22 protein-coding genes and 2 pseudogenes are annotated in these 25,960 nt (G+C 62.3%); 11 read left to right on the top strand and 13 right to left on the bottom strand.

Annotation, left to right across the window (positions count from 1 at the left end; translation table 11 throughout):
- The coding region (locus FJ934_RS25345) for a glycosyltransferase (protein ID WP_140613149.1) at positions 1-989 on the top strand (989 nt) is incomplete at its 5' end.
- A gap of 1 nt (position 990) precedes the next feature.
- Here the strand turns inward: FJ934_RS25345 and FJ934_RS25340 are convergent.
- Complete coding sequence (locus FJ934_RS25340; protein WP_140613148.1) at positions 991-1,503, bottom strand: heme-degrading domain-containing protein; 513 nt, start codon at positions 1,501-1,503, stop codon at positions 991-993.
- A gap of 379 nt (positions 1,504-1,882) precedes the next feature.
- Between FJ934_RS25340 and FJ934_RS25335 the strand changes: the two genes are divergently transcribed.
- The gene (locus tag FJ934_RS25335; RefSeq protein ID WP_140613147.1) at positions 1,883-2,488 is read left to right on the top strand and encodes a hypothetical protein; all 606 of its coding nucleotides are present in this window, start codon (positions 1,883-1,885) and stop codon (positions 2,486-2,488) included.
- Positions 2,489-2,608: 120 nt separating this feature from the next.
- Entirely contained in the window at positions 2,609-3,952 is a 1,344-nt protein-coding gene (locus tag FJ934_RS25330; RefSeq protein WP_140613146.1) for a hypothetical protein, read from the top strand.
- Positions 3,953-4,277: 325 nt separating this feature from the next.
- Here the strand turns inward: FJ934_RS25330 and FJ934_RS25325 are convergent, their stop codons facing one another.
- From FJ934_RS25325 to paoA, 3 genes are read right to left on the bottom strand one after another with little or no spacing between them, the layout of a single operon-like run.
- A complete protein-coding gene (locus FJ934_RS25325) occupies positions 4,278-6,440 on the bottom strand; it encodes a xanthine dehydrogenase family protein molybdopterin-binding subunit (protein WP_140613145.1) in 2,163 nt (720 codons plus the stop codon).
- Complete coding sequence (locus tag FJ934_RS25320; RefSeq protein WP_140613155.1) at positions 6,437-7,408, bottom strand: xanthine dehydrogenase family protein subunit M; 972 nt, start codon at positions 7,406-7,408, stop codon at positions 6,437-6,439. The genes FJ934_RS25325 and FJ934_RS25320 overlap by 4 nt, the downstream gene beginning before the upstream one ends.
- Positions 7,405-8,019 (bottom strand): aldehyde dehydrogenase iron-sulfur subunit PaoA, encoded by a 615-nt coding sequence (gene paoA / locus FJ934_RS25315; protein ID WP_140613144.1) that lies wholly within the window; start codon positions 8,017-8,019, stop codon positions 7,405-7,407. The genes FJ934_RS25320 and paoA overlap by 4 nt, the downstream gene beginning before the upstream one ends.
- Positions 8,020-8,268: 249 nt before the next feature.
- On the opposite strand from paoA, the gene FJ934_RS25310 reads away from it, so the two are divergent.
- Positions 8,269-8,862: a TetR/AcrR family transcriptional regulator gene (locus FJ934_RS25310; protein ID WP_210240573.1), complete on the top strand. Its 594-nt coding sequence runs from the start codon at positions 8,269-8,271 to the stop codon at positions 8,860-8,862.
- 108 nt (positions 8,863-8,970) lie between these two features.
- A pseudogene (locus tag FJ934_RS25305) lies at positions 8,971-9,521 on the top strand (flavin reductase family protein).
- A gap of 190 nt (positions 9,522-9,711) precedes the next feature.
- On the opposite strand, the gene FJ934_RS25300 reads toward FJ934_RS25305, so the two are convergent.
- From FJ934_RS25300 to FJ934_RS25270, 6 genes are all read right to left on the bottom strand, one after another.
- Positions 9,712-11,031: an HlyD family type I secretion periplasmic adaptor subunit gene (locus FJ934_RS25300; RefSeq protein WP_140613142.1), complete on the bottom strand. Its 1,320-nt coding sequence runs from the start codon at positions 11,029-11,031 to the stop codon at positions 9,712-9,714.
- A gap of 3 nt (positions 11,032-11,034) precedes the next feature.
- The gene (locus FJ934_RS25295; RefSeq protein WP_140613141.1) at positions 11,035-12,783 is read right to left on the bottom strand and encodes a type I secretion system permease/ATPase; all 1,749 of its coding nucleotides are present in this window, start codon (positions 12,781-12,783) and stop codon (positions 11,035-11,037) included.
- 46 nt (positions 12,784-12,829) lie between these two features.
- The gene (locus tag FJ934_RS25290; RefSeq protein ID WP_140613140.1) at positions 12,830-14,296 is read right to left on the bottom strand and encodes a family 16 glycosylhydrolase; all 1,467 of its coding nucleotides are present in this window, start codon (positions 14,294-14,296) and stop codon (positions 12,830-12,832) included.
- A 381-nt stretch (positions 14,297-14,677) separates the two neighbouring features.
- The gene (locus FJ934_RS25285; protein ID WP_246671634.1) at positions 14,678-15,472 is read right to left on the bottom strand and encodes an HdeD family acid-resistance protein; all 795 of its coding nucleotides are present in this window, start codon (positions 15,470-15,472) and stop codon (positions 14,678-14,680) included.
- A 140-nt stretch (positions 15,473-15,612) separates the two neighbouring features.
- On the bottom strand, positions 15,613-15,918 hold the full coding sequence (locus FJ934_RS25280) for a preprotein translocase subunit YajC (protein WP_140613139.1): 306 nt from the start codon (positions 15,916-15,918) through the stop codon (positions 15,613-15,615).
- Between the two features lie 771 nt (positions 15,919-16,689).
- Positions 16,690-17,694: a L,D-transpeptidase gene (locus FJ934_RS25270; RefSeq protein ID WP_140613137.1), complete on the bottom strand. Its 1,005-nt coding sequence runs from the start codon at positions 17,692-17,694 to the stop codon at positions 16,690-16,692.
- A gap of 37 nt (positions 17,695-17,731) precedes the next feature.
- Between FJ934_RS25270 and FJ934_RS28155 the strand changes: the two genes are divergently transcribed.
- Positions 17,732-17,902 (top strand): hypothetical protein, encoded by a 171-nt coding sequence (locus FJ934_RS28155; RefSeq protein ID WP_181165767.1) that lies wholly within the window; start codon positions 17,732-17,734, stop codon positions 17,900-17,902.
- A 241-nt stretch (positions 17,903-18,143) separates the two neighbouring features.
- Positions 18,144-19,139: a YihY/virulence factor BrkB family protein gene (locus FJ934_RS25265; protein WP_140613136.1), complete on the top strand. Its 996-nt coding sequence runs from the start codon at positions 18,144-18,146 to the stop codon at positions 19,137-19,139.
- Positions 19,140-19,408: 269 nt separating this feature from the next.
- Here FJ934_RS25265 and FJ934_RS25260 read toward each other — a convergent pair whose 3' ends face one another.
- From FJ934_RS25260 to FJ934_RS28795, 3 genes are all read right to left on the bottom strand, one after another.
- The gene (locus FJ934_RS25260; protein WP_140613153.1) at positions 19,409-19,864 is read right to left on the bottom strand and encodes a phasin; all 456 of its coding nucleotides are present in this window, start codon (positions 19,862-19,864) and stop codon (positions 19,409-19,411) included.
- 174 nt (positions 19,865-20,038) lie between these two features.
- Positions 20,039-20,551 carry a hypothetical protein gene (locus FJ934_RS28800; RefSeq protein ID WP_181165766.1) on the bottom strand — a complete coding sequence of 171 codons (513 nt, stop codon included), beginning with the start codon at positions 20,549-20,551 and terminating at the stop codon, positions 20,039-20,041.
- Between the two features lie 556 nt (positions 20,552-21,107).
- A complete protein-coding gene (locus FJ934_RS28795; RefSeq protein WP_348642508.1) occupies positions 21,108-21,515 on the bottom strand; it encodes a DUF2905 domain-containing protein in 408 nt (135 codons plus the stop codon).
- Positions 21,516-22,127: 612 nt separating this feature from the next.
- Between FJ934_RS28795 and FJ934_RS25245 the strand changes: the two genes are divergently transcribed.
- From FJ934_RS25245 to FJ934_RS25230, 4 genes and pseudogenes are all read left to right on the top strand, one after another.
- Complete coding sequence (locus tag FJ934_RS25245) at positions 22,128-23,624, top strand: aldehyde dehydrogenase family protein (RefSeq protein WP_140613135.1); 1,497 nt, start codon at positions 22,128-22,130, stop codon at positions 23,622-23,624.
- A 162-nt stretch (positions 23,625-23,786) separates the two neighbouring features.
- Positions 23,787-24,062, top strand: coding sequence for a hypothetical protein (locus tag FJ934_RS25240; protein WP_140613150.1), 276 nt, complete (start codon positions 23,787-23,789; stop codon positions 24,060-24,062).
- A 96-nt stretch (positions 24,063-24,158) separates the two neighbouring features.
- On the top strand, positions 24,159-25,181 hold the full coding sequence (locus FJ934_RS25235) for an LLM class flavin-dependent oxidoreductase (protein ID WP_140613134.1): 1,023 nt from the start codon (positions 24,159-24,161) through the stop codon (positions 25,179-25,181).
- A gap of 52 nt (positions 25,182-25,233) precedes the next feature.
- Positions 25,234-25,879: pseudogene (locus tag FJ934_RS25230) on the top strand (ThuA domain-containing protein).
- Positions 25,880-25,960 lie beyond the last annotated feature (81 nt).

Here is a 25,960-nt window from a genome sequence, read left to right as displayed (position 1 = left end):
GATTAGGATTGTCTCGGTTCGGCAACTTTCAAGAGAAGCAGCAAGCAGCAAAAACGTCTCAAATGAGCGCCTTGGAAATGAATTTGGATAGGATGCCGCGGGTTTCTTTGGTCGTTCCCGCCTTCAACGCGGCTGACTATATTGGCGAGACGATCGAGAGTCTGCTCGTTCAGGATTACCCGAACTTAGAGATCACCGTGGTGGACGACGGTTCTACCGACGCCACCAGCGACATCGCCGCCACCTTCTCCGGGAAAGTGAAACTGCACCGCCAAGTCAACGCTGGTCAAAGTGCCGCCATGACGGTGGGATGGGCGATGAGCACCGGAGAGGTGCTTGGCTATGTTAGCGCGGACGACCGGCTTCGCCCTGCTGCTATCCGGCGATGCGTCGAGGAGCTAATGGCGCGTCCAGAAGTCGTTCTCGTTTACCCTGATTTTCACATTATAGATGAAAGGTCGGTCCTCCGGTCAACGCTCCGACCACCGGACTATTCACGACGCGCGCTCTTTGCCAAGCTCCATTGCTTGCCAGGCCCTGGCGCGCTCTTTCGACGCGCCGCCTACGAGAAGGCCGGTAGCTGGCGTTCCGACCTACGCCAAATTCCTGACCTGGATTTCTTCCTCCGCTTGGGATTGCAGGGAAGTTTCCATCACCTGCCGGCGGTGCTCGCCGAGTTTCGGATGCATAGTGCTTCGACGACATACAGAGCTGTCCCATTCGAAAGGGGGGAAGAGCCGCGGCGCATGGTCGATGCCTTCTTTCGGCGGCACGACCTGCCAGACGATATCCGGAGGTGGGAACGCGAAACTCGGGCTAATGCAAGTCTGCTTTCGGCAGCAATTCATGGGCGTTCGGGCCGAACAGGGATCGCCCTGCGCCGGCTTGCCGCAGCAGCGTTGCATCCGCCCACACTTGCATCACTCAAGGCGCTAAAACATACTTGGCTGATAGCTCGGAGCGCATTTACGGGGGCAGTGCCGCGGTGAGTTAGGCCGGGTCAAAAGCCAGCCGTTTCTTGTCTTTGCCAAGGTATTCACAAAGGGCTGCCACCCCGCATTGGTGGTCGGCGCGTTGACTAAGACCCGAAACGGCAATCGCGCCGACCACACCCACCCCCTGGACGTGTATGGGGAACGCTCCGCCGGCCAGGACGTAGTCTGCCGGATCGAGCCCGTATCCCGGCGGAAAGGTTCTGTCCTCACGCTGCTGCTCCAAGGCCATGCGATAACTGCTCTTTTGGAACATCCTGACGGTATTAAGCTTGCGCCGCGCCCATTCCGCGGTGGCGGCGGTTGAGCCTGGCAGAGCAGCGTGGAACAGCTGCCGGTCCCAGAGACGGACATCGACCACGATACCTTGCCTCTCTACGATCGCGCTCGCGCGGATGGCACAGCCAATCTCGAACGCACACTGTTCATCGAAGCATGCGAAAAGGAGCGTCGCTTCCTGTTCGACGACTATTTTCAAATCTTCGCTCTTCCCAGCTGTTCCTGCCTTCAAAATCTTCGCCTCCTTGCTTGCTGGCCGTTGAAAATTCACGGTCCTACAACAATCTCAGTCCGGTCGGAAATCTGTCGTGGGCAATGGGCCAGAACGCCTGGCACGTCTGTTGAAGTAGTCCCGCCACTTCGACGCTATAAAAACGTTGCTGCTGCCTTTGGATAAAGCCCCGAAATTTGCCGTCGGCTGCTGTTAGGGCTGTTGCAAGCTGGGCAGGATTGCTAGAAGTCGCCAACCAAGCGAGACCGTCGAGGTCGCAGAATTCCCAAGGGCAATGAGAAACCGAACATTTTTTGCGATAGTTTTCGTAGGCAGGCAAGGGTCAAGCTATCTCCAAGGGCTGATAGACTCCCATCCAGACGCGACGTGCGAAGGTGAATTGTTCTCGCCGACGGCACGCTTGCTGGCTGACGTGCTCAGGCGACGCACCATATCGTTCAGGAACTCCCGCCAGAAAGACGTCGCGACTTACCTTGAGAAAAGGCTGCACAGGAAGAGCAGCGACGTCATCGGATTCAAGATGCCATATCTCTCGCTGATAGAACATCCTGATGCGAAGGACGCGTTTGAGACTTTTGGGTACAGGATTATCCGCCTTTCTCGCGAGAATCTCCTGGATCAGTACATTTCGTACAAGCTTGCGACTATCAATGGTGCCTGGAGGTCCGATCGCGGCTCAATGACCGTCAACTGCTTCACTGCGGAGCCGGCAGATGTGGAAGAAGCATTCAAACGATGGACCGAATGGAACTTGGAGCTCTCAAGGATGGTAGAGACTCTGCCCAATCTGCATGTTACTTACGAGGAGTTGGTAGACGGGCCGGGTGTGTCTCGCTCGCTGGAGTTCCTCAATTTGCGCCAAGTTTCGCTCCATAGTCCGTTCAGGAGGCAGCGGTCCGGTACCCAATCTGAAATCATCAAGAACTATGCCCAGTTGAAGGAGCATTTTGCCCGGACAGAATGGGTAAGTCATTTCGTTGGATGAGTGCTGTTCCGAACGCTGCCTGTTGTGGGATCGAGAGCGACGAGCGCGGGGTTTGGCCTCGCTACGGACCTCCGCCCCGAGCCCTCGAAGGCCATTCGGCGGCCGTATGAGCGCGCGGCAATGACCGAACTCTCCGGCGTGCTTAGGAGAGCGAAGCTGCCTTCCATGTTGAGGGCCAGCGGAGCGGCGGCGGCCGGCCGAATAGCAATACTGGCAGCCGGACTAGGCAGCTCGCTTCTTCTCCCCCTCGCCTTACCGCAAGACAAGGTTGGCATCTACTTCATCGCTCAGATTCTCACAGCTGGGTTCGCAATTCTGGCGATGATGGGTCTTACGTTCACGGCGCCGGCACTTGTTTCGGCCGCCGCGGCGCGAGGCGATTTCGGACGTGCGCGTGACGCCATCATGCGGATCCAAGGAATCGTCGGCGGGTTTGGCCTCATAGTCGCGTGCGCCTTTTGGCTTGCAGACCGGTGGATTCCCTCAGGGGCAAACGTCACGGCTTGGAGCGGAGTGCTGGCAATAGTTGCGCTGCAAATTCCGTGCGCCGCACTTGGAGCAGTCCAGGTGGAATTGCTCAGAGCAATTCACTCGATCAGGAGTTCGGCGTTTCTTATGGCGTTTCCGAGCACCGCGGTTGCCCTCTTTCTAACTTTCGCCCTGACCACTCGACTGCAACCAGACTTGCATCAGGTGCTCCTTTGCAGTTTTGCTGGATACGCAATTGCCGCGGGGGTTGGAGCCTTCAGCATTTCCTCGTCGTGCCGGCGCTGGAGCCAAGTGGCCAAAGAGCCCATTGGCGCTGGAGCGATCATCCGCCGGACCCTGCCCAATCTGGCGACAACGTTAGTATTGTTTGGGTTGTCTCAGGTGGACATGATCCTGTTGACGCTGCTCAGCAGTCTACAGGAGATCGCGCAATACGGCATCGCCCTACGGATTTCGACAGTGCTCATAATGCCGCTGAGCATAGCCAATTCGGCCTTTGCGCCCTCAGCCGTTCACCTCTGGACACTCGACGATCGTACAGGACTCCAGAAGGCGCTGCGGCTCCTGGTCTCAGTGGCGACCCTGCTGACTTTTCTCATGTATGCCGGCCTCGCGGTGCTCGGCTATACCCTGGTCCATCTTTGGAATCCACATTATGAAAACTCTCTCTGGCTCGCCCTGATCCTGGGCGCCGGTCAACTAGGGCATGTTCTCGGCGGTTCATCGGGCATTTTGCTGATGGTTCTGGGCGACGAAAAAGTCGCCTTCCGCATCACTCTCGTCACAGGTGTAGCGACAGTTGCTCTATGTTGCATCGGCATTTTGATCGGAGGACCTTATTTGCTCGCCGCCGCAGCGGCCGCGTGCAACGTGCTTCAGGTCTTCTTCTTCGCCAGACGAGTTCGGGAAAGATTCAAGGTAGACGCTACATTCAAGTCGCTCTTTCGTAAAAAAGTCCCAACATCAGAGGTCTAACCAGACAGTTTCTGACGTGATGTTTGCGTCAACGTTCTGAGCATCGGACGGCAAGGCGTCTTTCGGGCTCCGGCTCCGATAATACCAATGCTCTTATCTGCTCCTTCGTTGGTCTTGGGCCTGATTTGCTTGAGGATCGGCAGAGGCCTGGCGGCGGGCCGGGGCGCGCTGCGCCAAACCTGCTCACCCACAGTGCCGCAACGATCATCCAGCCGATATTGGTTGTGCGCGGCGGGCCGAGCTTCCGGCCCGCCGCCGATCCGGCGCAGGATCCGCAGTCCCCGCGCCTAGCGCTCCTCGTCCGGTTGCTTTGGCCGCTGAGTGGTCACGCTGCCGTCCTCATCGGCGGAAGTCCCGGGAGCAGCTTGGCCAGGGTGATCGGAAAATCCCGGACTCGTATCCCGGTGGCGTTGAATACCGCGTTGCTGACCGCCGCTCCCGTGCCGCAGACGCCAAGTTCACCAACGCCCTTGATGCCGAGATGGTTGGCGTGTTCGTCATAGTCGTCGAGCAGCACCGTCTCGATGGCCGGAATATCGGCGTGCACCGGCATCAGATATTCGGCGAGATCGCCGTTCACCCAATTGCCGTGGCGCCGATCAACATGGGCGGCCTCGTGCAGTGCCGAGCCGACGCCCCAGATCATGCCGCCCATCAACTGCGAGCGCGCCGTCTTGGCATTGATGATGCGGCCCGCCGCGAACACGCCGGTCATGCGCCGCAAACGGACTTCGCCGGTAGCGACATCGACAAGGACTTCCGCGAACGCCGCGCCATAGGTGTTCTGGGAATAATTCTTGAAGTTCGGATCGTCGGCTTGGCCAATAGTTTGTCCCGTGGCTTCAAGGCCTTCTGGAAACCAGCGGCCGACATCGGCGAGGATGTCGTTGGGAACGGCCCCCGGACCAGCAGCTTCGGCGATCTTGTTCCTGATCTCTTGGCAGGCCCGGTCGACCGCGATCGACAGGTTGGACGCTCCCCAGGAGCCGCCGGCGCCGGCGCTCGGCGGAAAATCCGAATGCGCCAGTTGTGCCGTCACCAGATTCACGCCGATCCCCAACGCTTCCGCCGCGATTTGGCAGGCGATGGTGTACGTGCCGGTGCCGATGTCGGGCGTGTCGGAGCGCACGATCACACGGCCGTCCGGCTCGATGCGGACGATGGCGCCCGTCGGCCCCTGAAAATGCATTCGGATTCCCGCCGCCATGCCGTAGCCGACCAGATGATTTCCCTCGCGACGGCTACCCGGCGTCTTCGGCCGCTGGTCCCAGCCGAAGCGCTTGGCACCTTCGCGAAGGCAGTCCGCGAGCCGCCGTCCGTTCAGCGGCACGCCCAGCTCAGGATCGGTCGCGGTGTCGTTCTTGAGCCGCAATTCCACGGGATCGATATCGAGCGCATAGGCCAGCTCGTCCATTGCGGTTTCGAAGGCCAGCAGGCCCGGCAGTTCGCCGGGGCCGCGCACCGCTTCAGCCGCTTTGAGATCGAGATTGGTGATCGAGTGCCGAGTCAGGCGGTTCGGCGCGGCATAGAGCGAGCGCGCCACTGTCGCGGCCTGCTCGATCCACGGTTCCCCTTCAGTCGCCTGAAGATTGACGTCGTGTCCGAGGCCGGTGAGTTGGCCGTCCGGTGTCGCCGCCAGGCGCACGCGGTGGATCATTTCTGGCCGATGCCCGGTGAGGGTGAAGACCTGCCGGCGCGTCAAGGCGACCTTGACCGGGTGGGCCAGCGCGCGCGCGGCCAGCGCCGCGAGAACGGCCTCGGCGTGGAGATAAAGCTTGGAGCCGAACCCACCGCCGACAAAGGCCACGTCGACGGTCACCTGATCGGCCGTCAATCCCAGCGTTTCGGCAAGGGCGATGCGATTTTGCGCGACGGTCTGCGTCGCCAGATAGACGGTGAGATGGTTGTCGCGCCAGTCGGCGAGACAGGCATGCGGCTCCATCGGCTGCGAGAAGTGGTATGGCGTCGTGTAGGTCTGGTCGACGGTCACCGGTCCGGCCGACATCGCTGCCTCCAGGTCACCGAAGCGCGTCTCGCCCGGAAGGCCGATGCTGAGGGTCGCTTGCGGTTCTGCCCGATCGGCGTGAGTGGCAAGATCGAAGGCGCCGTCTTCATGCGTATAGGTCACTTTCACAAGATCCGCGGCGGCGCGAGCTTGTTCGAAGGTGTCCGCGACGACAAACGCCACCGGCTCGCCAAAATACGCGATCCGGTCGCTGGTCAGCTGCGGATGCGGCCGGTCGAAGATCGTCGGCTTGTTGACGAACGCCCCCTGTTTGGGAACGTTTCGATGGGTCAGCACCAGGCGCACGCCAGGTGCCATTTCGGCTTCCGCGGTGTCGATGTGGGTGATCTTGCCCTTTCCGATCGCCGCGCCGCGGATGAAACCGTAGAACGGTTGGCCCGGGTCCTGCCGCTCGTAGGAATACACAGCGCGCCCGGTGACTTTTAGCGGGCCGTCGATGCGGTTGATGCCGGGGCCGATCATCTGGAAGCTCCTTCGCGTGCGTGTTCGAGAGTAGCCGAGAGTGTCCGTCGGACGAGCGGCAGCTTGTAGGCGTTCTGTCCGGTTGGCCTGGCGCCGGCGAGCACAATGTCGGCGATCGAGTCGGCGTCGGCGACGGTCCGCTCGGCCTGTTCGACGCGCCAAGGCTTGTGTGCGAGACCGCCGAAGGCAAGCCGGTCGACGGTGAGGTGGCCCTCCTCGACCTTGGCAATCAACGCCACCGAGACCGTGGCGAACGCGTATGACGCGCGTTCACGGACCTTGCGATAAAGCTGCACGCCACCGCGTGGTTTCGGCAGCGTCACCGCGGTGATCAGCTCGCCCGGCTCCAGTACGGTCTCGATATGCGGCGTATTGCCCGGCAGGCGATGGAAGTCGGCAATCGGAATGCTGCGCGTTGCCCCTCCTGGCGCCGCAGTTTCCACGGCCGCGTCCAGCACCCGCATGGCGACAGCCATGTCTGAAGGATGCGTCGCGATGCAAGCTTCGCTGGCGCCGAGAATAGCGTGATTGGCGTTGAGCCCCCCGATCGCGGCGCAGCCCATGCCCGGCGAGCGTTTGTTGCATGGCATATCGGTGTCGTAGAAAAAGGGGCACCGTGTTCGTTGCAGCAAATTGCCGGCAGTTGTCGCCTTGTTGCGGAGCTGCCCGGAGGCGCCGGAGACAATCGCCCTGGACAGCACGCCGTAATCCCCGCGGATCCGAGGATCGGCAGCAAGATCGGTGTTGCGGACAAGCGCGCCGATGCGCAGGCCGCCCTGGTCGGTTGGCTCAATCCGATCGAGGCCGATGTTGTTGACGTCGACAAGATGCGTGGGCGTTTCGATCTGGAGCTTCATCAGATCCAGCAGATTGGTGCCGCCGGCAATGAATTTTGAGCCAGGAGTACGCGCCGCCGCGGCCGCGGCCTCGGCCGCGCTGGCCGGGCGTTCGTAGGTGAAGGCTTTCATGGCCGTCCTCCTGCAACCGTGTGGATCGCTTCGATGATGTTGGGATATGCGGCGCAGCGGCAAATGTTGCCGCTCATGCGTTCACGGATTTCCGTTTCGTTCAGCACGACTGGTGCAGTGAGATCGGCCGTGACATGGCTTGGAATGCTGGCTGCGGCTTCGTTCAGCATTGCCACCGCCGAACAGATCTGCCCCGGCGTGCAGTAGCCGCACTGAAAGCCGTCGTGATCGACGAAGGCGGCCTGCATCGGATGCATCCGATCGGGCGTGCCCAGTCCCTCGACGGTCGTGATCGCGTCGCCCTCATGCATGACGGCGAGGGTGAGGCAGCTGTTGATACGCTGCCCATTGACCAGGACGGTACAGGCGCCGCACTGGCCCTGGTCGCAACCCTTCTTGCTCCCCGTAAGATGCAAGTGTTCGCGCAGGGCGTCGAGCAGCGTCGTGCGGGGATCAAGCTCGAGCGCGTGAATTTCGCCGTTGACCCGAAGCTCCACCGAGTATCGCTTGGATGTGCCGCTTTGGTTACCCGCAATGTGGGTCGGTGAATTGTCCGCAGCCGCCGAACTCGGCTGTTTGCGACCGCGTGTCCGCATATGAACTGAAGCCATGCATCGTCCTCCGTTCAGGACGGTCAGACCGCAGCACCTGCTTCATTCACCAGGATCTGCGGAGACCGCGCTTTGCCCAGGTAGCTCGTTGCAAAAGCTACGATACGTAGCGTACACTTGTCAACCACGATACGTAGCGTACGCTTATCAAGCCGATTCGGGGGTTTGGGCGGGATCAGAGGCGCGAGTCTGCTGCTTGCTTTGGCCAGACGGACCGCATGGGAAGCGACGATGCAAAGGAATGTTCGATTGGAAACGGCGAAGGTCGCGCATCCGCGCCAGCGCGGCGCGGATGCGACGGCGGCGATTCTGCGCGCCGCGCTGGACCTGGGCGAAGAGGTAGGATTCGACGCCCTGACGATTGAAGGCATCGCGGAAAGGACTGGCGTAGCCAAGACGACCATCTACCGCCGATGGCCGAATGTCTCGGCAATCGTGATGGATGCGTTTCTCACCGAAGTGACAAAGGCGGCGCCAATCCAGGAGAAGGCGACTGCGCGCGCGAGCTTTGCGGCGTCCATGAAACTGCTGGCACGGGCTTACCGCGGTAAGCAGGGCAGGATCATGCGGCCGCTGCTGGGCCGTGCGCAAACCGATGAAAGGCTGCTGGATGCCGTAAAGATGCGTTGGGTCGAGCCGCGGCGGCGGATTGCCCGCGAGATCGTTCGGCGCGGCATGGCGAACGGTGAACTGAGACCCGGATTGGATCCGGATGTCGTGCTCGATGCTCTATATGGCCCGATCTATCACCGGCTGCTCGTTCCGCACGCCAACTCCGACATCTCCGACGCCTACATCGAGGCGGTCGTTGAGACCGTATTTGGTGGTCTGACGGCACGCTGAGCCGGCCACCCCGGTGGGGCGGCATCGCGCCTTGCCTGTCCGCGGTTGTTGTGTTGGCGTCGCGGCTAAGGATCTTGCGGGCGCCATCAAATCGCAAGGAGAACTCACATGAAGGAAATGCCCGCATCCCATGCCTACCGACTGCTCGAACCTGGCCCCATCGTCCTGGTCACGACCGCTCTAAATGGGAAACGAACGTGATGACGATGGGCTTCCACATGATGGTCCAACACGCGCCGCCGCTGATTGGATGCGTCATCGGACCCTGGGACCATAGCTACGGAGCATTGCGCGAAACCCGCGAATGCGTGATTGCGATCCCCACGGTCGATCTTGCCCGTACGGTCGTGGACATAGGCAACTGCTCGGGCAAGGAGGTCGACAAATTCGAGAAATTCGGGCTGTCACGCCTTCCCGCCCGGGACGTGGGGGCGCCTCTTATCGGCGAATGTCTCGCCAATATCGAGTGTCGAATTGCCGACGACAGCATGGTCGAGACCTACAACTTGTTCCTTCTCGAGGCGGTCAGGATCTGGATCGATCCCGACCGGGAGGAGCGGCGGACACTGCACCACAGGGGAGATGGGTCCTTCACTGCAGACGGCGAGGTCGTCGACCTGCGCGAACGGATGGTAAAATGGCGGGATCTTCCTGCCTGACCACCAGAAGCCTTCGCGCCTCTGCTCGCCGTTGCCGCTCGTCGATTGCGCCTTCGGCGAGCTCGGAGCGCGGTTCGTCTACGCGATGGTTTCGCCCTCAAACAAGATATCCCGGCGCACGGTCGAAGGCAGCGGCCGTCCGTCGCGGTCGATTTCCGAAATGGGGCCGTAGTGGCGTCCGCCGCGACGCCTACTGCTCCGTGAAGGCGCGGGCGAATGAATCGAGCATCGGCCGTGCGAGATATTCGAAGAAGGTCCGGTCGCCGGTGTTGATGAAGGCCTCGACCGGTGTTCCAGGATAGAGCTGCTCGGCCCTCACGCCGGGCGGCAGGGCGTCGGCAATCTTCAGCTTGGCGCGAAAATAGGGTTCGTGCGTTGCCTCGTCGATCAGCCGGTCCGCGGAAATCTGCGTCACTGTGGCTGAAACCTCGGGCGTCAGGCGCGAGTTCAAGGCGGACAATCTGAGCTTCGCCGGCTGGCCGACGCGAACCAGGTCGACGTCTCGCGGTCGCAGCCGCGCGTCGACGATCAGGCCCGATGCGGTGGGCAGGATCTCCATGATTTTCTCGCCGGGGGCGATCACGCTGCCCTTCGAGTTGTAGGTCGACGATACCACGATCCCGGCGGTCGGCGCCTTGATCGTCGTACGCTCGAGCACCGCCTCGGCCGTCCGCGTCTGTTCCCCGATATCGGCGAGCTTGGTGCGAAGCTCATCCAGCTTGGTCAACGCGTCCTCGACCCGCTGCGTCGTCAGGCGTTCGGTCTGGTCCTGGGCTTCGACGATCTGCGTCTTGGCCGAGGCGAGGTCCGCCTCCAGCGCCCCGGCCTGACCGACGAGGTCGGCCTCGCTGCGCAGAAGCTGCGAATATTCGGTGCGGTTGGTGAGGCCCCTGTCGAGGAGGTTCGTCTTGATTTCGAGTTCTTTCTTAACCACGCCGGCCTGCTGCTGAATGGCCTGTTGCTGGGCGTTCAACCCCTGCAGCGACTCGCGATGCATGGCGACCCGTTGCGCGAGAATCGATTGCTCCGACCGGAACCGGGCGAGCCTGGCGGCGAACTCTTTCTGCTGCTCCCCGATCAGGGCTTCGAAGTCGTGCTGGAACGGCGTCGGCGCCGCCTCGGTGATCGGCGCCAGCCTGTCCAGTCCGTCGCGCTCGGCCTCCAGCCGCGCCGCGCTTGCCCTGAGGGCGATCGACTGCCGCGTCAGCCGGTTGAGCTCGGCCTGCGCGGCTGTCTTGTCGAGCAGGACCAGATCCTGGCCCTGCCGAACGCGGTCGCCTTCATGGGCCAGCAGCTTGTCCACGATGCCGCCCTCGGGATGCTGGATGAGGATGTTTCCGCCTGTCGCCGAGATCGTGCCCTGCGTGATCACGGCGCCGGACAAGGGCGCGGTCGCCGCCCAATAGCCGAAGCAGCCGACCAGCAGCGCTATCGCCGCATAGCCGGTGAGCGCGACGCGCCGGAAGTTGGTGCGTGGCTGGCCTTCCCAGGCAAGGCTTTGCGTGGTCATCGTCTACGATCCGAAGCGGGCGTTATGCGTGCGGATCATCGTGGCGAACGAGCCTGTCACCGCCGTGTTCGCCGGCGCGGGAGAGCCCTTGGCGGCGACCGGTGGCTTAAGCACGTCGCTGTGCGGGCCGAAGGCCTCGATCACGCCGCCGCGCAGCAGCATCACGCGGTCGCAGGCCATGGCGATCGAAGGCCGGTGCGTGATCACGATGGTCGTGACGCCGGCCTCGCGCGCGGCCGCGAGCATCGCCTGGAGGGCGGCTTCGCCCGTGCCGTCGAGATGGGCGCTGGGCTCGTCCAGCAAAAGCAGCCGCGGATTGCCGTAAAGCGCGCGCGCCAAGCCGATCCGCTGGCGCTCGCCGCCCGACAGCGTCCGGTCCGACGGACCGATCCTGGTCTGATAGCTGTCCGGCTGCGCCAGGATCATCTCGTGCGCCTCGGCGCGCTTGGCTGCCTCGACGATCGAGACGTCGTCCGCGTCAGGCTCGAAGCGGGCGACATTGTCCGCGATCGATCCGGGGAAGAGCTCCACCTCCTGCGCGAGATAGCCGATATGCCTTCCGAGCTGGTTTTCGTCCCATGTCCTGAGGTCGGCGCCGTCGATCCTGACGAAGCCGCTGGTCGGCTGCGCGGCGCCGACGAGCAACCGCGCCAGCGTCGATTTGCCGGCGCCGCTCGGGCCCACGATGGCCACCGCTTCGCCGGCGCCAATGCGGAAGTTCAGCCGCTTGATGATGGGCGCTGTCCCGGGCCGGGCATTCGGCGCGACGAAGATCAGGTCCTCCACCGAAATCGCGCCCGACGGGTCCGGCAAGGTCAGCTTGCGGGTCTGTGCCGGATGCTCGACAAGCGCTTTTTCCAGGCGCTGCCACGCTCGCCTGGCCTCGACGATCTGCCGCCACGATCCGATCAACTGGTCGAGCGGCTGCAACGCGCGCGCCGACACCAGTGAGGACGCGAAGATCATGCCTGCGGTCATCTTGCCTCCCAGCACCAGCCACGCGCCGGCGCCCAGTATCGCAAGCTGCAGCATCATGCGCAGCGCCCGCGAAATTCCGCTGAAGATCGCATTGGCGCTCGAAGAGCGGTCGTGCAGGGCGAGCGCTTCTCCGACATGCCGTCCCCACACCCCTGCGGCGTTCTTAACCATGCCCATGGCGCGCAGCGTTTCGGCATTGCGGGTGAAGGCCTGTTCCGACTGGCTGGCCAGAGCCGAGCGTTCCGTGGACAAGGCATCGTTGCGGCCAATGGCGAGCTGGTTCGCCATGACCAGCACGAAGAGCACCACCGCTCCGGCGAGCGTCAGCCAGAACAGGACCGGATGGATGAGGTAGATGAGAGCGAGGAAGAGGGGAGCGAAGGGCAGGTCGAACAGCACCGCCACGCCGCGTGACCTGATGAAGGAGCAGACCGAGGCGAGGTCGCGCAGCGGCGACAGGCTTGCGCCTGCATATCCAGCGCTGAGCGAGGCGGCGAACGTCCTTGCCCCCAGCCTCCTGTCGACGGTGGCCGCGACGCGCTGCGTGTAAATGGCGCGGACCGCGTCCAGGAAGCCGAGGAAGGCAAGCGCCAGAACCGCGATGGCCGACAGATAGATGAGCGTCTCAACGCTCGAGGAGGGCAGGACGCGATCATAGACTTGCAGCAAGTAGAGCGGGATGACCAGGAGCAGGATGTTGATGAGCAGCGAGAAGAGCCCGACATCGGCGACGACGCGACGGAAAACTGGCCGCAAGCCCGACTGTCCAGTCATTCCCGCACTCCCTGTCGAACCCACGGCATGGGGCTGGTCACATGCTTCAGGCCGAATGCTCGCCCGCCATGCCCAAATGGTGTGTGCTGGTCGCCGTGTGGCTGGCCAATTCGAGAGCGTGGCTTGTCGTGTCGTTCAGCGTGTAGGCGCGGATGTAGTCGATCTTCATCTCGGCCGGCGTGGCGAGATGATCCGGCGGTGTGCCGGCGGCGCCGCCGATCGCGAGATTGGCCAGCATGTACATGGGGCTGTGCATGTCGGCCGGCGTGGCTGCCTTGGCGACCTCAATGCCGTCATACGTCCAGACAAGCTCATCGGAAGTCCAAAGCACGCCATAGGTGTGGAAGCCTCCCGTATCCATGACGTTCACCGTGGACGAAACCTCCGTGTGCTGGCCCGTGGCATTCGAATGCGCCGTCATGTAGAGCGAGTTCGGATCCTGGCCGCGCGCTTCCACAGCATCCAGCTCCGGAGGCCACGAGCCGTTTTCGGGAAGAAGCCAGAAGGCTGGCCAGGCCCCGGCCGTATGGGGCAACTCGGCCCGCATTTCGAAATAGCCATAAGTCTGGGAGAAGGATTCATGCGTCGTCAGCAGGCCGGATGTGTATCCGTAGTTGTTGATGAGGGGCTTGATGTCGGCTGGCGCCTGCGCCGCGGTGATGGTGAGAACTCCGTCATGCACGCTGAACGGATGCACCGAGCTGGTCGGGGCGTAATTGGTGTTGATGTACCATTGCAGCTCGCTGTTGCCGGTCAGGGTACTTCCATTCGGTTGGCCCCACCAGAAATTGGAATTCCAGGTGCCGCTATGGCCGTTCCAGAGGCTGAGCGAGTTGAAGTCGTCGTTGAAGGATAGCGTCATGCCGGACTTGTCGATCGGCAGTTCGAACTGGCTGGGCTGCAGCTTGTCGATGGTCGTGTTCTTGAACTCGAGGATCTCGCCCGATCCGAGGTTCAGCACAACATTCGGTCCCGCCTGGATCATGTTGGAGTGGATGGCATCGAACGAAGTGAAACCGTAGCCATCGAGGCGGACGGTATCGTTCGCGGCGAAATTGACGATCAGATCGCTTCCATTGCCCTTCGAGACGATAAAAGTGTCGCCGCCGCCGCCACCATCGATCAGGACATCGTTCCCCCGGCCGCCGTCCAGCGTCTGGCCGCCGGCCGTGGCGGTGATGATGTTGTCAAGCGCATTGCCGAACGCAAAATTGTGGGGGTTGGTGACGACGAGGTTCTCGACATTGTCCGGCAGCGTGTAGCTCATCCAGGTACTGATCGTGTCGATGCCCGCCCCGGCGGGCTCGACCACCTTGTTGCCCGCGCCATAGAGGTAATAGATGTCGTCGCCCGCGCCGCCATACATGGTGACGTTGGCACCGCCGGCGCCCCAGATGGAGTCGTTGCCGGCGGTGCCGTATAGCACCGGCCCGACCCCGGCCGCCGAAAACCAATGGTTGGAAGCGCCGCTATAGGGGAGAGGGACGCCTAGCGCGTTGACGACGAAGCTCATGGGACAATCCTTCCTGGTGTGCCTGGCCCGCCCCGCCGCCCGATGCAAGTTCAAGCGACCGCTTCGAGCAAACCTGTGACTCACCCTATTGTTCCAAGAAATAAGTAAATAGTACAGGGAAAAATATCTTATCCTTCTGTCGAGGCTCCGCGTGAATGGAATAAGCGGCGGCTAATGCAATTATAGCGTGAATCTTCGCCAATTTTACTTAACTTTACTTAATATTGTGAGATTTTCCGCAAGAAAATTATGCAACCTGCCGTAGATGGATGCACTTGTTGCAGCCGGGTCTTTTGATCTAAGCGGAGCGAAATCGGCTGGGTTGCCGCAGCGCCGCTCGCCTGGAAGGCGGACGTCGGCTCGAGAAGTCCGCATCGTCGCTCAACTCTTCCGTATCCGCCAAGCGAGGTAAGCGGTCGCCGCGCCCACGCTGATCAGCTCAATCCCCAACAGCAGCCCAATCAGCCACATGGCCGTCAGGGGAATCCTGATCCACACCATCAGGGAAAGAAGAATCCCAATCAGTCCGCTCCCCAGGACCCAGCCCCAGCTGGGAAAGGGGCGGATGGTGAGGGCGAAAACCACCTTCGAGATGCCCTCGATCATGAAGAAGACGATCAGCAGCAAGGTGATGGTCAGCAGGCCGTTTCCAGGATGGCGCAGAAAAAGCAGACCAATCATCACGGCAAGGATGACGGAGATGAGTTGCAACCAGAAATGAGGCACGTGGCCCGCGCCGACCAGGCTTATGCCTTGCAGGGCGCCGCTGATGATCAGCAGCCACCCGAGCAGGACCACCACGGCAACCGACGAGATCATAGGAAAGATCACGGCTAGAATTCCGGCCGTGACCAGCAGCACGCCCTCTACCAGATACCAAAGCGAGTACCGCTTGACGGTCTGCCGCATGGCCTCGCGAAAGATCTCCGCGGCGGCATCCAACGAATTCGACCCGGCCCGCCTCCAAAAACCGTCTGTATCCACGATTGCCTCAAGCCGGCCCGCATGCGCCTTTGCAATTTTCAGGAGAGTTGCCGCCGTTTCCTGGGCTGTCCATCCGCGCGCTTGTGACGCTGCGACCAGTTCCTCGAAGGCGGGCTCCAACGCGACCTCACAGTTGACTTCCCGACCGGGGCTGTTCTCTCGCAGGATTGGCAGTTCAACCTTCGGGGACATGCAAAGGAAGTGGATCGCGGACGAAAGGTTCCGAGGCGCCTCGATAGTTGATCGGATTCTGAAAGGGGCCGGCTTATTGGCCAGCGTGGCGTCGCCCGCCGTGATCGAGCGCGGTCCTCCGCGCCTTTCTGCCTCGCACCTCAGTCCGCTGAGGTTCGGCGGTGCTTCCTCAGCCTCGTGATCGCGGACTTGTCGACGGTGACCACGCCGCCGCAGTCGATCCGCACGGTGAGCTTATTGGCTTCGCGGTCGATACGGATGACGTCCCCAACAAGCACAACCTTGTCTCCGGCGCGGGTCTTGGGCGGCGGGTCGATCGCATAAGGATGGCCATACGATGGAATGCCGGCTATGGCGCGTCCGCTGGGGAGAATGCTTATGACGGTACTCGTCAGCGCGACTTCGTCACCGATCTCATATTCCTCATGCGTGTTGTATGGGAGCATGGTCTTCCTCCCGATGCTTTTCCCAATAATGTCGGCAAATTGAGTTGGTTGCCTGAAATCGCCTTTGTACGGTTCCGCACAGACGGGTCTTCGAAGCACTGGCTTCGCAGCGTCAATGGACAGGTGCAGCGGACAGGTGCAGCGCCTTGCCGGCCCTTGCGCACGCGTTCGCATGGAAACGGCGGACTGGGTCCGCCATCGGATTCAGTCAATGGAGTTGCGCAGGTTCGTGCGTTCCAGATTAGCGATGCGATCCTCTCCGCTGCAACGACAAGCACGCGTCATTTGCGCGTTTAGCTGCCAACGCTGCTCCGGTCAGTCGTCGGGCTCGAATGTCTTTGCGACGTCGTCGATCTTACGCCAGTCATTGCCGTGGCGCCGCAAAACATCCCGAGCTTGCTTGGGTGACAGGTTCGTCGTGGCGGTAAGGTGCTTAACCTCGGCGTCCTCGCCTTTCAGGGGTCGGGTGCGAGGTTGCGCATTGTCGTCAGGTGGCGGTGGCGCTTCCACCGATCGGTCTTTTTTTCGCAACGTAGACACTCCCTTAGCCCAATTAATCGGCGAACAAGGAAAAGGTTGCGGATGACGATCCGGCCCGGATCTCCCGACGTGACCCGAGACATCCGCAAAACACCTGCCGCGCCAAAAGAAGGCAACTCGGCAGATCCGGCCCGGACGCGCTGACCGGGACCGGGTCGTGATAAGTGTCGCGGAAGCCGCCGAGTTCTGCCGCGAAACTGGCCCGCCCGTACCGGCCTCAGGAACGCAAGGCTAGTGAGACCCTTCGCCGCCAGCGTCCGCCAACCCCTCCGTGAAGCTGACCTTGGTCCCCTGCTGGACCATGGAGCCGAGGTCTTCCGCATCCCAGTTGGTCAGCCGGATGCAGCCGTGCGAGAAGGTTGTGCCGATCTTGCCCGGTTCGGGCGTGCCGTGAATACCATAGCTTTCGATGGAGAGGTCGATCCAGACCGATCCCACGGGATTGTTCGGCCCGGCAGCGATGGTGAACGGCCGCCTGGTCTTGACGCCCTTGAAAGCAAAATGCGGATCATAGTGATAGGTGGGGTTGTGAACCACGCGTTTGACTTCCGCCATGCCGCTTGGTGCAGGTTTCTCCTCGCTCCCGATCGAGGCAGGGTAGACCGCGAGCCATCTGCCCGAAGGATCGAGCACGCGCACCAGCCGAGCGCCTTTGTCGACCTCGACGCTCGCGACGGCGGCGGGAGGGCCGTCCCGGCCAACATCCGGCACCACCAACATTGTGCCGGCCTTTCTGAAGCCGATGCCCGGATTGAGCCTCCTGAGCAATTGTTCGCTGATGTGAAAGCGCTCCGCCAGCTTCTCCACCGCGTTGCGATAGCCGAGCCTCGGTAGACGGGCCATCTTCTCCATGCGGTTCGGAATGCGCTTGGTGAAGGGCCCGCGCACGTCCTTGCGCGTCACCTCATAGGTTACCAGCACAGGATTGGCGGAGGTTGCCATGAGCTTGTCCCAGGTCTCCTGGGTGAGCTTGCCATCCGGTTGGATTCCGCTCGCCGTTTGAAAGGCCGCGACTGCCTTGGCGAAGTTTTCTGAAATGCGGCCGTCGATCAGGCCCGGCGAGAAGCGGGCCCGGTCCAGAAGAATTTGCGCCTTCAGCACGGCCGGATTAACGTCTTTTGGCTCGCCGGCGGCGAACTGGGCTTGATTGACGGTGGTCATGTCCAGCTTGGCCGCCCGCGCCACGCTGCAGGCGAGGACGAACGCAGCGAAGATGACAAGAAGGAGCCGGATCATCGATGTCACTCTTGGACCGCAACAGGAACCTGCTTCTATGACGCGGGTGCGGGCCCTCTGGTTCCCCTCGCGGGCAACTTCCTCGTCGGTGCTCGCCGGATGGGATTTTCTGCGCCATCTGGCCGGCCGCCTGTTCTCCGTCGGAGATGGCGATGCCGACGGCGCCGCGAACGCCCGCCGCGGGCTTGCCGACTGGCCCACCCGATGAAGCCCGGTCCGGCCGGGGACCAAGCGGAACCCGACCGCCCCACCGGTTGTTAGAAGCCGTGTGCGCGACGAGCCATGACGAACTCGATACCGGCAAGGATAGTTTGGCCGAGGTCCGCAAGGCCACCTTGCGCTCGCTGAAGCTGTCGCGAGACGGCGCCGGGTGATCCCGTCCATAGGGACGGAACTCGATGATGCTCATGCGCGATAGCGCGGCCGATATCGGCGGCAGGTGAGGAAAGATGCCAGGCTGGGTCCGTGAAGGCTGGGTTCTGCTGAGCGAGAGCGTCAGCGGCTTCGTCAACGACAAGGCGCTGAGCCATGGCGCAGCGATGGCCTTTTACGCCGCCACCTCGCTGGCGCCGATCCTGCTCATCGTGGTGGCGATCGCCGGTCTGGTGTTTGGCCACGATGCCGCCCAGCTCGCGCTGTCGGCCCAGATATCGGGCGTGATGGGAGCACAGACTGCCGACCTCCTGCGGGCGACGATCGAAACAGCGTCGCACAAATCTTCCGGCACGCTGGCCACTATCCTCGGGCTGGTGACGCTCTTCGTCACCGCATCAGGCGTCTTCGGCGAAATGCAGCTCTCACTGAACGAGATCTGGAAGGTCGAGCCCAAGGGCGTCTCGCTTTCGCGGCTGGTGCGGGCACGGGCGGCAAGCCTCGGCCTTGTCGCTGCCCTTGGCTTCATGCTCCTGGTCTCACTGGCGGCGAGCACGGCGGTCTCGGCGCTTGGCGAGTTCATCAACGCACGCCTGCCGTTCGGCGCGCTGATCATCAGCGCCATCAACACCGTCGTTTCCTTTGTCCTGATCGCCCTGCTGTTTGCGGCAATCTACAAGGTGCTGCCGGACAGAACGCTCAAATGGCGCGACGTTGCCATCGGCTCGGTCGTCACCACGCTCCTGTTCACCGTCGGCAAGTCGCTAATCGGCTGGTACATCGGCACAAGCGCCATAGCCACGTCATACGGAGCAGCCGGCGCGCTGCTGGTCGTGCTGCTCTGGGTCTATTATTCGGCGCAGATCTTCCTGTTCGGCGCCGAGATAACGCGGGCCTACTCGGTCAGGCGCGGAAGCCGGCCGGACCTCGCGCCGGTGGTCGCTGCTGACTCCGGCAGGGACCTCGCGCGGCGCGGCCGCGGCGCGTCTGAAACCGAAGTCGTGGCGTGGATGGTCTTGAGTAGCCTCATCACCGCGCTGGTTTCGCAATTCTGGCGGGGGAGGCGCAGCTGAGAGCGGCTGCAAGGCACCGCCAAGTGCCGGCGCGTGACTGCCGTCGAAGCGTTGGATGACGATTTCCATGTAGGCCTTCGAGACCGGAAATGCCTGCGTTTGCCGTGGCCCGCCACGGTGCACGATCCCGAGGGCAATTCCAAATGCCTTCATACCCGTCGCTTCAGGGCCGGCACGGATGTTGCCTCGAGCAAACTTGCCAGATGGCGGCGCTAGGCGCGGCCATCTGGATCGTTGACAAGGGTGGCGGGCCGCCTCCCGCAGGGTGGTCAGGCGACCTTGAGATCCTTGAGCGCCTTCTCGAAGGCATCTTTGACCGGTCTGGAAACGTCGGTTGCCGCCTTGGTGGTGAGCGCCTGGAATTCCTTGGCTTGCTCGACACCCATTTCGACGCGTTTACGCAGGAAGGCAGTCTGCAACTCAAAAATTTCCGACAGCGACTTGGCACGGACCAGAGTCTCGAGGTGCGAGAAGTCAGCTTCGGCATTGACACGCAGTGCGGCAATCATCTTCAGCGACAGCTCGCTGCCGGCCGATTTCGCGGTTTCGGCGGTCGACTCGAGCGCCTTCTGGGCGTCTTCAGTGCCCGACTGGAATTTGGCGAGAGCTTCTTTCGATTGCTCGACGCCCTTTTCGGCGACCGCGCGGAGCTGATCAGTAGCCTTGCCGGGATCGAATGACGGAGCTTCGACGGTTTCGGCGGTCTTGTCGGCGGTCTTGGACATTTTCTTATCCTCTTGGTTGACGATGGTTGTCTTGCCGCCCGGGCATATTGAGGCAGATATGTGACAGTCTTGTGTGCGATGCAGCATTTTTGTTGCGGCGCATTATTTTCGACCGCTGCAAGGCCTGGTTCGCGCGGGAGAGGGCGATTGAACGGGCATTACCTGTTCAGCGTGTCATCCCGGGGGGCGCGCGGTGGTGAAGCCCGGCCAGCGCAATGAGGCTTCCCGGCTGCCATGGAGCACGATGAACTGTCGAGCGTCGTTACGCGTTTCATACTGAGTGAACAGCGGTGGAAGCAACTCGTGGAGGATTTCAAGCGACGACGTGTGAATAAGGGAGGGGAAACGCCCGGCGCTTTCGCGGCATTTCCTTATGACCGGATGGCTGTCGAGCGGTTTCGACAGGCCTTTCCCCGGGCGAGGTGGAATGATGAACGCCGGAGCTGGTTTATTCCAGGCAAGACCGGAGCCCGCCGGTTCGACCGCTGGCTCGCGCATGAAGCCGAATTTGCGGATATATATGGCGATCTGAAGGGTCGAGATGCCTATGCCTTTGACCCGATTACGAGCCCGTACCTGGAAATCGGCGAAGATCTTCGAATTCGAACGCCTTATTCGAAGACTATTGTCGAACAGTTGCGGGCAATCCCGTGGGCACGCTGGGACGAAGACCTGCGGCTTTGGCATGTGCCGTTCAGTTCCTATGAGGAGTTACGGCGCCGTTGGCACGAGATCGAGGAGGCGGCTCGACGAAATGAACCCGAGGAGAGGAGACGGCGACGGGAGGCAAAAAGGAACTCGGAAGAGCAAAAAGCCGCCCGTTTGCGCTCCGCGGAACGCAAACGGCGTCGTTATCCCTTGCCCCCTGGAGAACTGCCGCCGCTGGGTCGGCCTGTCGCAACAGTACGGTACGGAATTGTTGTCTTTACAGACATAACGGGCGAGCTTGCCGAGCAGCCGGCTGCGTTAGCGAACTACCCTCACGCGGCCCACGCAGGTTTCGATCCTATATGGGGTATCTGGCGTTCGCCGACGCTATCGGAGCTCGTCGCGACCTGGCCCGCTCGTCTTCAACCTGGCCCGGCGGAATACGGGCGGGGTTGGTGGCAACCGACACTTGCCGAACTCAGAACAGCCCGTCGAAACGCGCGTTCCATGGAGCGTCGAAAGCAGAGGAGAGAACTTGGTCGAGCGCCACCGGTGCGAAGATGAATTTGTTCCACCGCGAAGGAGGTGGATGCAGCTACCGGTTGACCAGCCACAGAATGATCGACAGCACGACGCTGATCAGGATTCCGGTGGAGATCGGGGCATAGAATGTGAAGTTCTCACGCTCGATCACAATGTCACCAGGCAATCTGCCAAGGCCGATCCGCGACAACCAGGGCCACAACAAGCCGACGGCAACCATGATGAGACCAACGATGATCAGGGTTCGCGACATGACCGCTTCCTGCCGGGCGAAATACAAGCCGCCGGTCGAAGCGCCGAACGCGATCGACGTGGACAGCGGCATAGTTGAGGCGAAATCATCGTCGCCGGCAAGGTGGCGCGACGCGCCCATCCGCAGAATGTCGGCCCCCAGCCGGCCCTGGTAAAGGCCGAGTGGGCAAAGCCCGGTCTGGCCGGGTGCTGCGTCGGCCATGGTCATGCCTAACCATCGAAGTCTTGCCGCTTGCGAATTGACCGAATGAGATCATCGACTCGGCCCATTGAAGCGGTCGGTGCGTCCTGTCGGACCGATCGGGCGTCGAGCCGATTGTCATAAATCCGCCTCAGCAGGTCACATGCACTCCTGGCGCGCTCCCATGTGCGGCCAACGAGCTTGCATCCTCCCAAGGTCGCGGGTTCGTCGGCAACGTGATCCCAGACGGTCCAGGTGCCAGACGGCGCGGGACGACAGCGAAATCTGGGTTGGCGGTCTTCCATGACCCTTGAACGGCCAATGCCGCTTCGAGTTCGGCTCGACATGGGAAGATGGTTAACCGCCGCGGCGTGTCCCTTAAGGCATCGGCATGGGCACGGACACCTGGCCGCCGGACGTGGTCTTGAACATGCAGCTTGGACTGATGCTCGGCCGGGTCATGACCGGCGGTTGGATTGGTCCAAACTGGACAAATCCCGTGACAAGGTACGCGGTTTTCGGGCTACCTTTCCCGAGCCACGGCGCTTGGAAGAATGAATTGACGCCCTTTTGCTTTCCTTGTTTGAGGGCGCCGGCGCCGGGAGTAATAGTCGCCACGGAATTCGTGAGGAGGAAGAGATGACGCTGAATTTCGACTCCAGGGCGAAGGCGATCACGCTTTACCACGGCGAATTCCGGCCGATGTTCATCGGCGGCAAGTGGGTTCCGGCGCAATCCGGCCAGGAGATGCGGGCGCTCAATCCGGCGACGGGCGAAGTGCTGGCGACGGTGCCGCGCGGGGGAGCCGCGGATGTCGATGCGGCGGTCGCCGCCGCGCGCGCGGCCTTCGAAGGACCGTGGTCAAAATTCTCGCCCTACGAGCGGCAGTGCGTGCTTCTCAGGATCGCCGACCTGTTCGAGACGCATTGGGAAGAGCTCAGCGTTTCCGATACGCTCGACATGGGGCTGCCGATCACGCGCACACTCGCCAACCGCCGCCGCGTCATCGGTATGCTGCGCTTCTACGCCGGCATGGCGACCGCGCTGCACGGCGAGGCGATCGACAATTCCATTCCCGGCGAGATCGTCTCCTTCACCCGGCGCGAGCCAGTGGGTGTCGTCGGCGCGATCATCCCCTGGAATGCGCCGACCGCCGCCTCGATCTGGAAGATCGCGCCGGCGCTCGCCACGGGCTGCACCATCGTCTTGAAGCCTTCGGAGGACGCGTCGTTGACGCCGTTGCTGATCGCACGGCTGATGCAGGAGGCCGGCGTGCCTGACGGCGTGGTCAACATCGTCACGGGAACGGGTGCGGAGGCCGGCGCGCGGCTGGCCGAACATCCCGACGTCAACAAGATTGTGTTCACCGGTTCGACTCTTACTGGTCAAGCGATCGCGCGGGCGGGCGTCACCAACCTCAAACGCGTTTCGTTGGAGCTTGGCGGCAAGTCGCCTGTTATCGTCTGCCGCGATGCCGACATCGACAAGGCCGTTCCTGTCGCGGCGATGGCGGTGTTCGTGCATTCGGGCCAGATCTGCATTGCCGGTTCGCGCCTGTTCGTGGCGCGCGAAATCCACGACGAGTTCGTGCGCCGGCTTGCCGAGTTTGCCGGCAGACTGCGCATCGGCCATGGCATCGAGGCGGAGACCGAAATCGGGCCGCTGATCAACGCCAGGCAGGCCGGCAAGGTGGAGGGCTACATCAAGGCCGGCAGCGACGAAGGCGCCGAACTGGTCGCCGGCGGCTCGCGGCTGACGGGCGCGCTCTATGATGGCGGCAATTTCATCGCGCCGACCGTCTTCGGTTCGGTGTCGGACAAGATGACCATCGCGCGCGAGGAAATCTTCGGGCCGGTCATTTCCGCCATGCCCTTCGACACGCTGGACGAGGCCGGCGCACGGGCCAACGCGACGCCCTACGGGCTGGCCGCAGGCATCTTCACCACCCATCTCGGCACCGCGCACAAGCTCGCGCGCCGCATCAAGGCCGGTTCGGTCTGGGTCAACATGTATCATGCCATCGACCCGGCGGTGCCATTCGGCGGCATGAAGATGTCCGGCTATGGCCGCGAGGGCGGCATCGAGCACCTGCATGAATATCTGGAGACGAAGTCGATCTGGATCCAGACCGACTGAGGGCAGTGGGGATCAAGTTCATCAACCGCTCCGAGAAGCCATGGCGCACCTTAACCATGGTACGGGGAAATCAGCGGGGACGTCGTCCCCCAGGAACTTTTCTTGCTCTGGCGATTTTCGATATAAGATGGAATCGGAACGGCCAGGAGGGTGTTGCCGATGATAACGACCAAACGGTTTGCGATCTCAGCTCTTGCCGTGGCCATGGCTTGTGCCATGTCCTCGTCGGCGCTCGCCGGGACCAGGCATCGCCACTATCAGCCCGAACCGGTACGTTATGTTCCTGCCGATGACGATCTCATCGACTTCCTGTTCGGTGGCCCGCGCTATTACGACCAGCAGCTGTTCACCACCGCCGCCGGCGCCTGCTCCTACGATCGGAGAGGTCCGGACGCGAATGCGCTGAACAAGATCAACGACCATCATTGCGGGAAATAGTCGGCTGGCGAAGGGCCCCGGTCCGTGTTGGGCGACGGTGTGTAACCCCGCGCTTTCGCCATTGAAGCACGTGCCGGTCGCATATACTTCAGGGCGATGAAAAAAATCGGTTTCCTGTCATTCGGGCACTGGACGCCCTCGTCGCAATCGCAGGTGCGCTCGGCATCGGACGCGCTGCTGCAGTCCATCGATCTCGCCGTTGCTGCCGAGCAACTCGGCGCGGACGGGGCCTATTTCCGCGTGCATCATTTCGCCCGCCAGCTCGCCTCGCCATTCCCGCTGCTGGCAGCCGTCGGCGCGAAGACCAGCCGCATCGAGATCGGCACGGCGGTCATCGACATGCGCTACGAGAATCCGCTCTACATGGCCGAGGATGCGGGTGCGGCCGACATCATCGCCGGCGGGCGGCTGCAGCTCGGCATCAGCCGTGGTTCGCCCGAACAGGTGATCGACGGCTGGCGCTATTTCGGCTACGCGCCGCAGGAAGGCAAAAGCGACGCCGACATGGCGCGGCATCACGCCGAGGTCTTCCTCGACACGCTGCGCGGCGAGGGCTTCGCCCAGCCCAATCCACGGCCGATGTTCCCCAATCCGCCCGGCCTGCTGCGGCTCGAGCCGCATTCGGAAGGCCTGCGCGAGCGCATCTGGTGGGGTGCCGCCACCAACGCCACCTCGGAGTGGGCGGCGAAGCTCGGCATGAACCTGCAGAGCTCGACGCTCAAATTCGACGAGAGCGGCAAGCCCTTCCATATCCAGCAGGCCGAGCAGATCCGTGTCTATCGCGAGGCGTGGAAGGCGGCCGGCCACCAGCGCGAACCGCGCGTCTCGGTCAGCCGCAGCATCTTCGCGCTGGTCGACGATCGCGACCGCGCCTATTTCGGGCGCGGCAATGAGAGCCGCGACCAGATCGGCTTCATCGAGGAAAACACCAGGGCGATCTTCGGGCGCAGCTACGCCGCCGAGCCTGACGTGCTGATCAAGGAACTGGCGCAGGACGAGGCGATCGCCGAGGCCGACACGCTGCTGCTCACCGTGCCCAACCAGCTTGGTGTCGACTACAACGCCCATGTCATCGAGGCGATCCTGACCCACATCGCGCCGGCGCTCGGCTGGCGCTGACGCCGCGACGCGCTACCGTCGGCCCGGTGGGATCGAAGGAGGTTATTGCCGCATGCGGAAGAAGGCCCTGATTGCCTGGGGTGGCTGGGAGGGCCACACGCCCCAACGCAGCGCCATCGTCGTGCGCGGCATGCTGGAGCGCAACGGGTTCGACGTCACACTTGCACAAGGCACCGCTGTGTTCGCCGATCCCAATCTCGGCTCTTTCGACCTGATCGTGCCGGTCATCACCATGTCGACGATCGAGAAGGCCGAATTGCAGGGCCTGACCCATGCCGTTCGCCAGGGAACCGGGCTTGGCGGCTTTCACGGTACGATGGGCGACAGTTTCCGCAACGAGCCGAACTACCAGTTCATGACCGGCGGTCAATGGGTCGCGCATCCCGGCGACATTATCGATTATCACGTGGTCATCACCCAGCCGGACGATCCGATCACAAGAGGCGTCAGCGATTTCGCCTACCGGTCGGAGCAATATTACATGCATGTCGACCCGGCCAACGAGGTGCTGGCGACGACCACCTTCACCGGCGCATTTCCCGGGCATTGATGGCGTCGTCATGCCGGTCGTCTGGAAGCGCAGATATGGCGCGGGGAAGGTCTTCTACAGTTCGCTTGGACACACGGCGGATGAGTTCGCGGTGCCGGAGATGGCGTTGATTGTGGAGCGCGGTTTGCTGTGGGCGGCCCGAGGGTAGCCACAAGCGCCATTTGGCGCATTCATTCGTCATCCTAGGGCGTAGCAAGGAGCGAAGCGACGCGGCGCAGACCCCGGGATC

This window comes from Mesorhizobium sp. B2-4-12, from assembly GCF_006441575.1.
Classification (GTDB): Bacteria; Pseudomonadota; Alphaproteobacteria; order Rhizobiales; family Rhizobiaceae; genus Mesorhizobium.
Note: the sequence above shows the minus strand (reverse complement) of the source record. Positions and strands in the feature narration are given on the sequence as shown.

What these genes read in the sequence shown, in the direction of transcription:
- FJ934_RS25330 (WP_140613146.1), top strand. Translation starts at nt 2,609, where the DNA reads ATGACCGAACTCTCCGGCGTGCTTAGGAGAGCGAAGCTGCCTTCCATG.
- FJ934_RS25325 (WP_140613145.1), bottom strand. Translation starts at nt 6,440, where the DNA reads ATGATCGGCCCCGGCATCAACCGCATCGACGGCCCGCTAAAAGTCACC.
- FJ934_RS25320 (WP_140613155.1), bottom strand. Translation starts at nt 7,408, where the DNA reads ATGAAAGCCTTCACCTACGAACGCCCGGCCAGCGCGGCCGAGGCCGCG.
- paoA (WP_140613144.1), bottom strand. Translation starts at nt 8,019, where the DNA reads ATGGCTTCAGTTCATATGCGGACACGCGGTCGCAAACAGCCGAGTTCG.
- FJ934_RS25300 (WP_140613142.1), bottom strand. Translation starts at nt 11,031, where the DNA reads ATGACCACGCAAAGCCTTGCCTGGGAAGGCCAGCCACGCACCAACTTC.
- FJ934_RS25295 (WP_140613141.1), bottom strand. Translation starts at nt 12,783, where the DNA reads ATGACTGGACAGTCGGGCTTGCGGCCAGTTTTCCGTCGCGTCGTCGCC.
- FJ934_RS25290 (WP_140613140.1), bottom strand. Translation starts at nt 14,296, where the DNA reads ATGAGCTTCGTCGTCAACGCGCTAGGCGTCCCTCTCCCCTATAGCGGC.
- FJ934_RS25285 (WP_246671634.1), bottom strand. Translation starts at nt 15,472, where the DNA reads ATGTCCCCGAAGGTTGAACTGCCAATCCTGCGAGAGAACAGCCCCGGT.
- FJ934_RS25280 (WP_140613139.1), bottom strand. Translation starts at nt 15,918, where the DNA reads ATGCTCCCATACAACACGCATGAGGAATATGAGATCGGTGACGAAGTC.
- FJ934_RS25270 (WP_140613137.1), bottom strand. Translation starts at nt 17,694, where the DNA reads ATGATCCGGCTCCTTCTTGTCATCTTCGCTGCGTTCGTCCTCGCCTGC.
- FJ934_RS28155 (WP_181165767.1), top strand. Translation starts at nt 17,732, where the DNA reads ATGACGCGGGTGCGGGCCCTCTGGTTCCCCTCGCGGGCAACTTCCTCG.
- FJ934_RS25265 (WP_140613136.1), top strand. Translation starts at nt 18,144, where the DNA reads ATGCCAGGCTGGGTCCGTGAAGGCTGGGTTCTGCTGAGCGAGAGCGTC.
- FJ934_RS25260 (WP_140613153.1), bottom strand. Translation starts at nt 19,864, where the DNA reads ATGTCCAAGACCGCCGACAAGACCGCCGAAACCGTCGAAGCTCCGTCA.
- FJ934_RS28800 (WP_181165766.1), bottom strand. Translation starts at nt 20,551, where the DNA reads ATGCCAAAGCCGCAGGTCTTCGTCCCAGCGTGCCCACGGGATTGCCCG.
- FJ934_RS28795 (WP_348642508.1), bottom strand. Translation starts at nt 21,515, where the DNA reads ATGACCATGGCCGACGCAGCACCCGGCCAGACCGGGCTTTGCCCACTC.
- FJ934_RS25245 (WP_140613135.1), top strand. Translation starts at nt 22,128, where the DNA reads ATGACGCTGAATTTCGACTCCAGGGCGAAGGCGATCACGCTTTACCAC.
- FJ934_RS25235 (WP_140613134.1), top strand. Translation starts at nt 24,159, where the DNA reads ATGAAAAAAATCGGTTTCCTGTCATTCGGGCACTGGACGCCCTCGTCG.